The sequence below is a fragment of the Rhodococcus sp. OAS809 genome (genome assembly GCF_040546695.1).
Lineage (GTDB): Bacteria > Actinomycetota > Actinomycetes > Mycobacteriales > Mycobacteriaceae > Rhodococcus_F > Rhodococcus_F qingshengii.
In genome coordinates, this window is sequence record NZ_JBEPOI010000003.1 from 43,812 (window position 1) to 56,667 (window position 12,856).

Annotated in this window: 9 protein-coding genes; all 9 read right to left on the bottom strand. The window is 60.7% G+C overall.

The window, feature by feature from the left end; all coding sequences use genetic code 11:
• Nucleotides 1-13 precede the first annotated feature (13 nt).
• Nucleotides 14-2,587, bottom strand: a complete 2,574-nt coding sequence (locus tag ABIE52_RS32865) for a hypothetical protein (RefSeq protein WP_192713312.1) — start codon at nt 2,585-2,587, stop codon at nt 14-16.
• A 149-nt stretch (nt 2,588-2,736) separates the two neighbouring features.
• Nucleotides 2,737-4,548 carry an AAA family ATPase gene (locus tag ABIE52_RS32870; RefSeq protein ID WP_354541592.1) on the bottom strand — a complete coding sequence of 604 codons (1,812 nt, stop codon included), beginning with the start codon at nt 4,546-4,548 and terminating at the stop codon, nt 2,737-2,739.
• A 68-nt stretch (nt 4,549-4,616) separates the two neighbouring features.
• On the bottom strand, nt 4,617-5,183 hold the full coding sequence (locus tag ABIE52_RS32875; protein WP_192713311.1) for a hypothetical protein: 567 nt from the start codon (nt 5,181-5,183) through the stop codon (nt 4,617-4,619).
• A 99-nt stretch (nt 5,184-5,282) separates the two neighbouring features.
• Nucleotides 5,283-6,941 (bottom strand): hypothetical protein, encoded by a 1,659-nt coding sequence (locus ABIE52_RS32880; RefSeq protein ID WP_192713310.1) that lies wholly within the window; start codon nt 6,939-6,941, stop codon nt 5,283-5,285.
• 176 nt (nt 6,942-7,117) lie between these two features.
• Nucleotides 7,118-8,950: a DUF8176 domain-containing protein gene (locus ABIE52_RS32885; protein ID WP_192713309.1), complete on the bottom strand. Its 1,833-nt coding sequence runs from the start codon at nt 8,948-8,950 to the stop codon at nt 7,118-7,120.
• Between the two features lie 289 nt (nt 8,951-9,239).
• Nucleotides 9,240-9,788: a LysM peptidoglycan-binding domain-containing protein gene (locus ABIE52_RS32890; protein ID WP_192713308.1), complete on the bottom strand. Its 549-nt coding sequence runs from the start codon at nt 9,786-9,788 to the stop codon at nt 9,240-9,242.
• Between the two features lie 88 nt (nt 9,789-9,876).
• The gene (locus tag ABIE52_RS32895) at nt 9,877-10,836 is read right to left on the bottom strand and encodes a hypothetical protein (RefSeq protein WP_192713307.1); all 960 of its coding nucleotides are present in this window, start codon (nt 10,834-10,836) and stop codon (nt 9,877-9,879) included.
• Nucleotides 10,837-11,037: 201 nt separating this feature from the next.
• On the bottom strand, nt 11,038-11,643 hold the full coding sequence (locus ABIE52_RS32900) for a hypothetical protein (protein ID WP_192713306.1): 606 nt from the start codon (nt 11,641-11,643) through the stop codon (nt 11,038-11,040).
• 161 nt (nt 11,644-11,804) lie between these two features.
• Entirely contained in the window at nt 11,805-12,824 is a 1,020-nt protein-coding gene (locus ABIE52_RS32905) for a hypothetical protein (protein WP_192713305.1), read from the bottom strand.
• Nucleotides 12,825-12,856: the final 32 nt, after the last annotated feature.

Here is a 12,856-nt window from a genome sequence, read left to right on the forward strand (position 1 = left end):
ACGGTGCTTGTCGTCAGATCAGAAACGCGCCGGCAAGGATGCCCAGGGCCACTAGAACAATTGCTCCCAGCACAACAAGGACCACCGCGGCGGTCGTCATCCTGGCGTCACGTTCTCGTAGCGTTTCTTTGTCGGCGATCGCTTCGTCTCGAGCCTTGTCGGCCATCTCCACCCGCGCGTCTGCCCGCTTGAGCAACTCACGCTTTTCTTTCTCGTGATCGACCGAGATCTGGTCCAGTTGGCGTTGCAGGGTTTCCTCGCGCTGGGAATGGTTGCTCAGCTCCAGCTGGAAGTTCGCAGCCTTGAGGGTGAGTCCGCGCTCGTAGGCCTCGGTCTGATTGGTCATCTCCGTCTTCATCATCTCGATGCGAGCTTCAGCTTCAGTTCTTGCTGCCGAGATCTGGGTCTGTGCTTCGCTCATCAACTGCTCGTACCGCGCATCTGTTTCCAGCTTGCGTGCGGTGACGTCCGACTGCAAAAGGTCGTCCTTGCGGTGTTCCTCGATATAGGCCGTGACCGCTGCCAACGCGGCCTCGAATGCCGCGGCTTCGTCGGCCTGCTGCTCGAGAGCCTTGCTTTCGAGCGAGTACAAGATGTCGGAGAGCTTTTCGTCCATCTGTAGTCGGGCGGATACTCCGCGCCGCTCGTTCAGTTCGGCCAGGTTCATCACATTCATGGATTCGAGATCAGCGAGAACCTGGTCGCCTGCTTTGCGCACGTCCGCTTCGATATGTGCGCCGTTGCGGTGTTCGTATTCCTGCCTTGCCCGCGCGGCGGCATCTGAGACGAACAGATCCGCCCGGGCGTTCCACAGCTCGCGCACTGCTTCTTCTGCACGCATTTTCGCCGGGGCCGCACGCTCGGCAGCCTTCTCCCGGTCGGACTGGATCGCCGAATACACTCGGCCCCAACGGGAATCAGGATTGCGCTCTGGATCGAACTCCCAGCTGATTTCTTTCGCTGCCAAGTCCGCCATGTGCATGAACTGGCGGTAGAGCATCTGTTCGTTATCAACGTGCATTTTGCGCAACTGCTCGTTGAATACTTCGGCCATCATCGCGGCCTGTTCTCCGAGCCACGGCGTGTGCGAGCCTCGGGGCACAGGGACCTGCGGGATCGGCGAGACTAGCCGTTCCTTGAACGGCTTCGGGTCGACACTCAACCCGAGATCGTCGTCGTTGTAGATGCGCCCTGCCGCTTCCAGCGCTTGGTCATAGGTGAACTCCGAACCCGGCTCCACGGTGATCGGTCCAGATCGGTCTACCCCGTCGACTATCGCCAAACCGCCCTCAGTCGAGCGCTGAGCGGGCGCCATATTCTTCTGGATCTCCTCGAAGAAACCGCTGATATCCGAACGCAGGACCTCAATGATCTGCCCTCCGGCCGCCTTGATGACCGCCTCTGAGACAAAGGCCGCGTCGGGTGCTCCGCTGCTCGGTGCGGGGGCGCCGAAATCCGGCTCGGACCAATCGGGTTCGTCGTCGCTCTCCTCTGCCTCGGCGTCGTCGATCAGATCCAATCCCAGGGCTTCGTCCGATATATCAGGTTCCAAGCCGTCGACGCTGTGGCCGAATTCGAGCTCGAGATCACTGGGATCGAAGTCAGGAACGTCCTCCGTCGGATCGAAAAGGTCCGCATCCTCAAAAGAGTTAGGTTCCGCATCCACCTCGCTCGCGTCGGAGTCGGCGGAATCTGTCTCCTGTCCGGTCGCGTGATGTCGACCCGAGGATCCTTCGGATTCGAGTTGTGAAGCCAGGCTTGAGAATTCCGTCGCCAGGTTGCTCACCAGTTCGCCGGGGGTCGGGTAGCCACCCTGTTGGACCGCCTTGACCACGAACTCCATGTTCATGTCTTCGGCTTTGTTCAGCGCTGCGGTAGCCGACATCGAGTCGCCCGCCGAGCGGTAGATCGTCAGCATCGCGGCGATCAGATCCCGATCGAGCACCGACGCCAGTGCGATCTCACCCCGCGAAATCTGGCTGGCCTGCTCGAACAGTTTGCCGCTGACTGCGGTCTCCTCCGAGATCGGCGGGACCGAGAACACTTTGACCTCACCGGTGTCCACGTCTTCGCACGCCACACCGTAGAGATAGCGCGCATCGGTGAGCAGCGAGATCTCGCTCATACGAGCCAGCGATTCCGTATCCGGGACGATTCCGAGTGCGTCATCGGCGAGCAGTTCCATGGTGACGACTGCGTGAATGTTGTCGGCATTGATCAGATTGATGATCGTGCCTCGCGCTTCGTCCTTGCTTCTACGGTTGAGTCCACCGAACTCGCCCGCTGTCGGAAGCACCAGCAAGACATACGCGTTGAGCTCGGCAATGCTGAACTCTGCGTTGAGGCGCATCAATTCAAGAGCTGCGGCAGCCGTCGATTCGCTGACCACGGACGCAAGTCGGGCATCAGCGTTGAGTGAATTGCTGGAGCCATCGCCGCGGGAGAGTCGTGACCGCGCTTCCCCGACCACTCTGCCGAATGTCGATTTGCTGCTCTTGCCCTCACTGGCCGAGGTCTCGCTGGCGCTTCCTGCGTCCTCGAGAATGGCGGGGTCGACGTCACTGAAAAAGTCGATGTCATCAGTCATTGATTAACTTTCAGTCTCCGTGAGATCGGTCATTTCGACCCCATCTCCGCATGTAGATGATCATTTCGAACATCTGTGTGAATAATACACTTCATTGTCGGATAATCCGACTAAACAATCGGTGACGTCACCTTCGGTCGTCTGATTACCTACCTCGCCCGCACTCGTGGCTTCGCCTTGGATTTACGCAGATCCAAGTTTTCAGCCCGCATCTCGCCGTCGATCTCAAGCAACAGGAGCTTGTGCTGCGGATGACTGTTGATGTACTTCGCCACCTCCACCTTGATCTGACCCTGTAGTGCGCGCATCGACTCGCGGGCACCGCCCGCTTCTGCCGAGGCCTCCCCTACGTCGATGGCCAAATATTCGATCACCCGTTTGTGGATGCCAAGTTTCACACCATGTTTGTTGAACACATCGGTGCGCAGATCGTCGAGTCCTCGCTGGAGGATCTTGCGTTTTGTGGCATCCGAGAGTGGTTGGAACGGCACGATTCGATCGAGTCGGCCGAGAAGTTCGGGTGGGAAGTCGTTGGCGCTCCGGATCGAGTTTTCGATTGCCTTCATGTAATCCTTGAGCCCCTCGCCCGAACCGGTGTCGTCCGAGGCATAGTCACTGATGGTGTTGTAGACCTCGCTGCCCGCGTTCGTCGTCAGCACGATGTAGCAATCCAGAAAACTGACCTGACGGCCGGAATCGTCGCTGAGTCGGCCGTCGTCGAGCACCTGCAGCATCAATCGAAGGACCATGCGTGAAGCCTTCTCGATCTCATCGAGCAAAATCACCGCATCGCCCATCGACACAACCTTCTTGGTCAGCTCCGAGCGAAACAGGTCCATCGACGAGTCCAGGGCAAACTCGGACATGTCGAAGCGAATGAGCCTGTTGAGGTCGTCGGCGAACAAAAGGTCCACGAGCTGTTTCGTCAGCTCTGTTTTGCCGACACCAGTGCTTCCGGTCAGCAGGAACCTGCCCTTGGGTCGCTTCCTGTCGTGCAGTCCGGCCACTACGAGCTGCAACTGGTCCGAAATGATGGTGGTTGCGAGGTCCTGGGCGTAAACCTTCTTGTCCAGTTGGGCCTTGATAGAGGCACCGTCGATGTCGAATTCCAGATTGACACCGGTGGACTGGCGCAGAACCTTCGACATCAATGCCATGGACATCGGTTCGCCCGTCAGGCGGTGCCACCCGATCATGCCGTCGAGAATGCCGATCGCTTTACGCGGCTGCACCGACGACGGGATGTACCGGTTGGTCACGTCGTGGATTTCTCCGAAAAGCCCTGTGTTGCTCGCTAATTGGTTTGATACCCCTGATTCCTCAGCGAAGCTCCGCAGAATTTCGATGGTCATGTCCCGAGAGGCCGGGGTCAGATTCACTCGCTGCAAGCGTTCGTCCAGCGCCTTGTTCGGCCGGATGTATTCGAGCCATTCCTCATGTGTCGTCGCCGCGATGATCTTCAACCCTCGCGCACCCGAATCTGCGAGCACCGGCTTGAGGGCCTCGACAGCTGCCGGTGACATCTGGACGATCTGGTGGAATTCGTCGATGAACAAGACCAGTTCACGGCCCTCGGCCATGGCGTAGGCCTCGGCCTCGTCGAAGAGTCCCTTGATCTCGCCGGCCATGTGGTCGGCGAGACCCACCCCGCCGTTGATCCGCGCGAGGTCGACCTCGCGATAGATCCGCTTCGGGTCGTTCAACATCGTGTCCTGGACCAGCACGGTCTTTCCTGATCCGGCTGGAGCGAGCAGCAGGATGTTCGACAGGCGCGGGCGGCTGAGTGAGGCGAGCACCTGCAGTCGCTCTTTCTCGCGTCCGATAATCCGGCCCGCCGGCGGAAGCAATGTTGCGGTGTACTTTTCCAACATCGGATAGGTCTCCGCGTTCATCTCCCGATCTAAATCCGAGACCTCGACCATGGTTCCTCTTCCGCCCCGCACAATAATTTCGGAAAACATCAAAACTACAATAACACTGGTTCTGAACTGGGATGATTCGCAACTATGAGAATCACATTCATAATTCTTTACGAGAATCGTGCTGCCTGATCCACCATGGCTGTCACTGCTGATGCTCGGGCGCCGGAGACCAACATCGAGTCCGCTTTCGCCAAGGTCAGCTCCCAGTCCGCTTCACTCATCACGGACCAACTTCCGTCAGGGCGGCAGCGCACCCAGAGGGCAATAGCGGTGGCCGCGCACGCAAAGGCCAGGTACTGCGTCACACCCAGTCCCCAACCGAACATTTCGACGCCACCCAAACTGCCGAACAGCACGGTGGTGATCACCATCGATACCGCGAACAGCACCATCAGCGTGCTGCAAGCCCTTCGAATCAGTGAGCGCTCACGGCGCAATACCAGTGTTTGCCCGCTCCGGACAAAGGTCATGGCCGTCGACGTCCGCGACGAACACTCCACATACTCGATACGCGTCGACGCCACGAACAGACGTAGCGTCACGGCCCCGTGTAATCGCTTGTCGATGAGAATCGGCCGATACGGCAACAACTCCGCCAGCATTCGTTCAGGCGGTTCGACGGACTCGAACCCCTCCACTAACAGGTCGGACGACCTGTCCCCCTCGATACTCACGACCCTGTACGTCCTTGTCGACTCTGGCTCGAACAACACAGCCCCGCAGCACGATCGCTGCGGGGCTGTGTAGTCATGCGGTTGTCTTGCAGATATGGCTCAGGCTCCGAGGAGTCCTGGGATCAAGTCGCCCAGTGCGCGCTGAGCGTCATTGACGGCCTGGCGGACCGGTTCGGGAGCCGAGGAGATCGCATCCTGAACCGGCTGCGGCAGAACCTTGTTCGGCGCAGCTGCCGGTGTCACGTTCGCGACTGCCTGAACCGGCTCGGCGGCAGGTGTCGGAACCGCACCGAGGATCGGCAGCTCACCGGCGCGGTTGCGCTCGGTCTGCTCGTCCACACCTTCACGGTTGGGCTCGTCCCACGGATCAGGGGTCGACGTGGTCGGGTACGGCACCCGAACCTCGCGCACCGAGGTGTCCGCGATGTCGCCTGAAGGGTTGAACTGCGCCGTGGTCGGGTCGGTACCAGCGATGTTCGCGAACGTGTCACGCAGGGCAGTCTGGAACGGACCGTTCTCTTCCTCGAGGAATCCCTTGACTGCGTCACCCGCACCAGGCAAGGCCTTGTCGATTTCGCCGTAGAAGTGCTCGTCACGCTGCTCGGCCGTCGCACCGAGCCAGCGCTCCTCGCCCAGCTTGACGACAAGCGTGCCGTCGGTCTTGATCTGGAAGTTGATGTGGGCTTCCGGGGGCAGTACGACACCGGGAGGCAGCATATTGGATTCGGCTGCCTTCCAGTCGAATTCGAGTGCGTTCTCCTTCGGTACGATCTGGCCGGCGCCGTCTCGGTACGTCCAGATCTGGTCGATCGGTGCGTTCGGGTCTCCGCCGCCGAACAGTGCACCTGCTCCCACGCCCAGTGCGGCCCCGGGTATACCCACCAATGTGCCTCCGATGAGGCCGCCTGCCAATGCTCCCGCAGCCAACCCGACACCCGCACCTGCCAACGCTCCGATACCGATGAAGGAGCCGTACAGGCCGGTGCCTGCGATCGGGAAAAGTGCGTTGATCGGCAGTCCGAGGCCTGCGGCGACACCTGCACCTGCAGCGAGGCCTGCGACAGCGCCGACGCCGCCGCCGATGACTGCGCCCGGGATGATGCCGACTGCGAAGCCTGCCGCACCGCCCGCTGCGCCGCCGACGAGGCCGCCGACGAGCATCGACGCCGCCTGCTGGTCAGCCTCTGCCAGCGAGAGACCCTGGCTGAGGTAGTACTGCGCCAATCGCGACTCGATGTACGCCGACCAGCGGTTGATTGAGTTCATTTCCGCCATGGTGACCCACGGCGGCTTGACCTCCTGGTAGCGACCGACTCGGATCATGCCGGGCTCGGGCATGATCATCGGCGGCGGTGGCGGCAAGGCGACCGGGCCGATGAAGGCTGGCGGGACGTACTGCGTCGTCTGCTGCTGTGGGACGTAGTTGATGGGCGCGTTCGCATACGGGTTCGGGCGCCAACCGGAATCGCTCGGGGGATCGATGATCGCGCCTGCACCGATGTCGGCTGTCGGGGGTGGAGTCGGGTTGCTCGTGGTCCCCGGAACCGGGTTGCTTGCACTCGGCGGTACTGGATTGAACGGATCCGCCGTCGCCGTGCCACCTGTTACAACGCCAGCCACGACCGACATTGCCGTTCCCAGGCCGATCAAACCCATCGTGGTCTTGCGTGAGGGGGCCATTCGATGCGCTCCGCGCTCTCCGGCCGCTCGACGAGCATTCCTGTTCGGTCGCGTCACGCGGTCTTCGGCATCCATCATCTTCTACATCCTTTGGCTGAATACCGAGACCGACAGCCCCGGCAGTAAGTTGCTCGATTTCGTGAGCGTGCGAGCTTTCGCCCCCCACCCAATGAAAACATTACCACAGCGACTAACTTCGAGCGTGTTTCACTGAACGCGTGCGCTCGTACATAAGTGCAGGTCCAGGGGCTTTGTTACGCCTTCCGTAGGAGGAAATACTTTCCATTTGAATAAGTCACAAAGAATTTCTGCGGGAATTCCTGCTCGGGTGTGCCCGGCCACGTGATCTTCAACAACACGTCGTATTCCTGCCCTACGACTACAGGTGTGATGACCAACGAGTGCTTTGTCCCGATTGGGTTCGCATCGATCGCGTTTTGTGCCTCATCCACCGGAGGTTGCGCGCCGGGTGCGTACAACGCCATCGCCTCGGGGCCGGATCGTTTGACGTAGTAGGCGTGGTCGTATGCGGCGATCACGGCCGCGCCGCCATTCTGATTGCCGGGATCATCAGGACCGAATGGGATGGGAACTCCGACCACCTCGCCGTTAGCGGGCCGAGCTGGTGGCGCACTGGTGGTCGGAAGCGTCGGCGACGTCGAGGTCGTTGCTGTCGAGGCTGCGCTTTCAGGCAGAGTGAGCGTCGGGGCCTCGGGTTCCTTGGATTGAGCGCTGACAACAATCGCTCCGACCAGGCCAACCACAATTAACGCCACGACTGCTGCCACGCCGATGATTGCGGCTTGGCTCTTGTTTCGCTTCTTCTTCGGCGCCGAGGCGACGCGTTCCGATTCGTTTTGGGAGGAAGAGACTCTCACGTCGTCCTCGTTGGCAATTCGAGCGCGTGAGGCCTCACGCTGTTCGCGCTGAGCCCGCTTCTCGTCCTCGTCGGCCTGAGCCTGTTGGCGTTCACGAGCGCCGGCTTCAGCCTTTGCGACTGCTTCTCGGGCCTTGCGTGTCTCTTTGCTGCTGCCGTCCTCGTCGACGCTCTCGGACCTGCCGCGGAGGCGCCCCGCAGCCTGCCTCAGGTGCTCGAAACTAGTGGCCGGATCGACAGGGCCTGCCTGCGACTGGCGCTGAGCGGCTGCGGCTCGGTTTCGTGCAGCCTCCGCGCCGGAAAGCTGTGCGACGATACCCAATTCGGCCTGGACCTCGCACGCCGCGCACTCGCACCGCAGCACTCCCCGTCCCATGGCCTCGACCCGCTTCGGATTTTCCCGGTATCTGCTCAGCAACTGCTTGCGATACACCGCCTGTTTCGCGGGGAGCATCAGCGCCTTGATTTTGTCGGCGACTTCGTCAGGGCTCAACCGACTGGCTTCGTTGAGGAACTCATCGGTGATCTTCTGCGGCACTTTGAATTTGGGTACCGGAAGCACTTTTCCGCCGGCGGCGTATGTCTTACCGACCTTTCCGGTACCCTCCGCTCCGTACTTGCGTTCGTAGAGTGTGCGGGCGTGTGCAACTGCCACGTCGTAGCGGCGCTTCTGGCCGTCCTTCGTGTAGGCCAAATACTCGGAGTTCGCTTTCTTACGCACTCCATTCCACATCAACGAATCCATCTCGATGATTTCTTCGATTCCTGCGCTCTCGTCGCCGGCGCGCTGCTCCCAGACCAGCGCGCCGTATCCGACCAAGGCCAGTACGACACCGAGCACGATGCCGTAGAGCACCGGTAGGCCGCCGAACAGCACCAGACCAGCCACCGCGACCACGATGATTGCGGCGCCGATCATGATGTGGGTGCGCCAGATGTTCTCCGTGACTCGTGCAACCACTACTCGATGTCCGGTCGGCTCCCGCCGAACCTTCCACAGCAGCCGCTTGTTCCACCAGGCGACTTCGAGTTCGGTGTCCGGACCTTCCGAGAACCGCGCGGTATTGATCGATCCGTCTTCCAGGATCGCCATCCCCCCGGGAGTTTCCTCTCCGGTTCGCCCCCAACGATTTGGACTTACCGATTGAACCTGACCGATTTCGTCGGTTCCTATGTCGTCAGGCAAGCCCGAACCGTCACTGTTCACCACCGCGAATCCTTTCTCGGGAACGCCTTGCATGTTAGTCCGCACAATTTATCCGTCTCCCCGCCGCAAGCCCTCTAACTTGGCTGTTAGTGACTTTCTCGTAGTCTAGCGTGTTATTTTCTCAGTTCCCAAAGTTAATACTCTGGGGGTCTCGGCAATGATCAACACGGCAGTGAGACGTCACCTCGATCGACATTTTCGACCATCGGCCCCAAGACGACGACAACGCCCCGGCGGACGCTGCCGCCGGGGCGTTGAATCGATCTGAGCGGTGTTCGCTCGTGTCAGAGAATCAGACCTGCATTTCGGTGCCGGGCTCCGGAGTGGTGACCGTGGGTGTCTGGATTTGTTCGGTCGGGCTCTCCTGCGCCTTGAACTCTCCGAGCTTGATCTCCTGGCCGGGACGGATGAGATTGCCGTCGCCGAGTTCCGGGTTCATTCCGAGCAAGTCGTCGAGACTCTTGCCCTTCTCCTCGGCGATCTTCGAGAGAGTGTCGCCGTCTCCGACTGTGTACGAGGCATCGAGATCCTTCGACAACGCTCCCTTGCCGGCCTCGCGGCCGTGTACCGCCTCGACCCCATCTGTCTCGCCGGATCCCACACCTTTGCCCAGCTGGTCGCGTACCTCCGCGAGAGTCGCCTTGCTGTTGTTCAGCGTCTCCTCGAAATTCCGGCGCAATTCCTCGTTCTCGCGGCGACCTATACCGAACGCGTCTCCACGGACAACATCTTTCGCGCGATCGCCCATCCAGTCATTGGTAGTGGTCACGGCACCGCCGAGACCCTTGCCTATATTTTCCAGTCCAGCGCCAACTGTGGTGATCGGATTGGGAAGCCCCATTGTCGTTCTCCTTGTCTCAGTGAACCGTTCGGTTCGACTATCACACTACAAGGCGGCGAGGTCGCCGCTTGCGAAATTCACACAGGTGTCACCCGAGTGAAGGTCCCGAATCCTTTTCTGGCGCAGAGCCGTTGCCGATGAGGCCGGTCAACTTGTCGAGGGGATTGCCTTCCGCGAGCATCCCCTTGAGACCGCCCGAACTGTCCAATGCACCGAGGGCTGTACCTAAACCGGCGCCGCCCATTCCCAACAGTCCGGCGGCTTTTCCGTCGCCGAGGCCAACGTAGCCAAGACTGCTGGCGATTCCGCCACCTGCTACCGCGTCAGCCAGTTTGCTGCTCCCGTGTTGTTCGAGCTTGTCGTGAGCCAGATTGCTCACTGCTCCGGCACCAAACGCAGTCGTGAAACTCGCACCCAGTCCGGGGCCGCCCTCCTTGAGCGTCGAGGCCAACATTCCGGCGATACCTCCATTCAGGCCCGCCTTGAGTCCACCGCCCTCTTCCTGGACCGCGTCGTACCCCATTTTGGTGAAAGCACCGGATCCGGCTCCCGCGAGCACACCTTTGGCGAGCTCGGCGAATTTCGCCCCGCCTTCGAGGCCGTGCTCCTGGGCTTCCTTGTTCTTGAGTACGAATCCGCCGATACCACCCGCGCCTGCAGCCATCAGAATCTTGCTCGCAGAGCCGAGGAAACTGTCTTTCTCCGCAGCCCCGCCACCTTCTGATGCTGCGGTGGCTGGGGCCGATTGTGCAGTGGCAGGCGGAGCGGCGGTAATGATCCCGGCGCCCGCCCCGGCTATACCTGCGGCCGCCGGAACCATCATCGTCGGAGCCATCATCGGAACGCCGCTCATCGGGGCCATGGTGCCGACCTGCTGATACGGGTTCGGTGCTGCGAGTGGGGCCGCGGTCTCTTTCTGTGCTGCTTCCTGTTCCTCGTCGTCCTTACCGAACAGTTTTCCGAGCACTTTGCTCGCTCCGAAACTAGCCGCGCCTGCGGCCACCCCTTTACCGATCAACGGAAGGGCTGCTGCTGCAGCTGGTGCCATCGTTGGTTCCTCACTTTCATCTATTGACGTCTCGGCGAAATCCTGACGGGCTCGCAACTTTTCGAGTCCGTTGCCGTGATCCTATTGCCCTCCCCGGGCCCAGGCTCTTCGTTCGATTCAACGACACGGGCGCGGTGAGAATCGCTTCTCACCGCGCCCGTGTCGAATTGTTCTCGGAATACTCCGGCGGAATGAACCGAATCAGAAGTTCGGAACCGCGTCCTTCTCGGCAGGCTTGTCGACAGCAGCTGCGGCTTCGGGCGCCTTGCCCTCCTCCACCTTGCTCTGCTTCTCTGCCTGCAGACCCGCGATATCGTTCTGAATTCCCTCGAACTGTGCCTCACGGATGTTCTCCGGGAGCGCGATGTCGGTGACCGGGGCAGCGCTCTTGTGGTTCACACGCAGGTACGACTGTCCGTCAACTTTCGTCGGGATCACGTCGGCCTGCAAAACTATAAGTTTGCCCACCTGTTCACCAGTGTTGTGATTGAGGATGTTCTCGACGTTGGGCCCTGCTGCAGCGATGAAGCTGGCCAGTTCGTCCTCGTTGTACGCAACTCCGCGGTCGAACGAGTTCTCCCGAGTCTTGGACTTGGTGTTCCTCAGACTCGGCTGAAACTGCTTGGGCTGGTTGTCGTTCACCTGCTTGTCGTTCGCGTCGACGAATCGCGCAATCTCGAAGTCGATGAACTGCCCACCCTTAGTCGGTGTGCCGTCTTCCTTGACTTTGCCCTCGAAACTCGCGTTGTCGTAGAGCTTTCCGACCAACACCAAACCCCTGGTCGATCCGCCTCGCAAATAAGCCATGCGCCGTGTCCTCTCGATGTTCGAGATCCCCCACCCGGACAGTTGCGCCTGGGTGATACCCCTCGGTTTAGACTGCTCTATATTAATAGCATACGAGTGCAAATTTTGGAGCTTGATTCGACGGAAAGTTCGGCGGCAGAAGGTCCCTGCCGACGTGCCGCTCATCTCCCGAAGCCCCGGTCTCCGCGACCAAGCTGACTGCCCTGGGTGGTCGCCACCATGTCCCCCACGCGAATCGCCGTGTTCGCCGCTTTGGCGAACTTGACCGCGCCACCTCCCTTGCTCGCCAGTCCAACCTCCACCGCAGTCAACATCGCGTTTCGCAAGGCAGTCTGAATCGCTGGATCTCGTAGCTTGGACTTGGTCGCTTTCACCAGTGTCGGTCCGTGTTCCTTCACCAGTACCGCTGTTCGGGAGGTGATCGCAGCCAGCGCTTGTCGGCCGCTTCGCGTCCCGGTAGTAGTCGAACTCGCGCCGCGTCCACCGAGCAGCGAATCCATTCCTCGAGACAGACCTTCTCCACTCGATGCGGGTGATGGCGTGGGCGCGCTCTGGGGGCGATCTGCCGCGGCATAGTCCTCCTGTTCTGGCTCACTGCGCCCGAGAACCCGCTGTCCGGCTTCATTGATCGGCCACATGGTGCCGTCGGCGGCGGCGTGGACTCCATGCATTTGGTCGCGGAAAGCACCTGGGTCCACGATCGCTCCGTCGAACCGCTGGACCGGCCCTTCACACCAGACCGTCTCCGGGTCCGTCGACGGGTGAGGTACCGCGGTGGTCCAGTCCACAGTCAGAGATTCGATATCTACCTCGGCGTCGAAAACCAAAATCTCGCCGACTTGGTACTCGTAGGTCTCGTCGTATACAGGGCAGCCCCCGTCACCTGACATGGTTCGGGCGAACGCTATGTTCTGCTCATTTGTCTTGGTCAAGAAGCCGCTAGCTGCTCGCTCGGTAGGCGCCATGCTGTATCCGGGCACTGTCTGCAATGCGTGCAACCTCGCGTTGACTTGGCCGGCATCATCGAGTTCGCCGGGTTGTGGCCGCCACGATGCCACCAGTTGGCGCGCCTTCCGTCCTCTCGCCGCCTCGAGGTCGTACGGGTACACCTCCACGTCGACCCCGCTACCCTCGTCGCTTCCATGCACTACCGCGACCACTGTTTGTCTTACACGCGCCACGCGCACCTCCTTGTTTGGCGCCGACCGCGGAC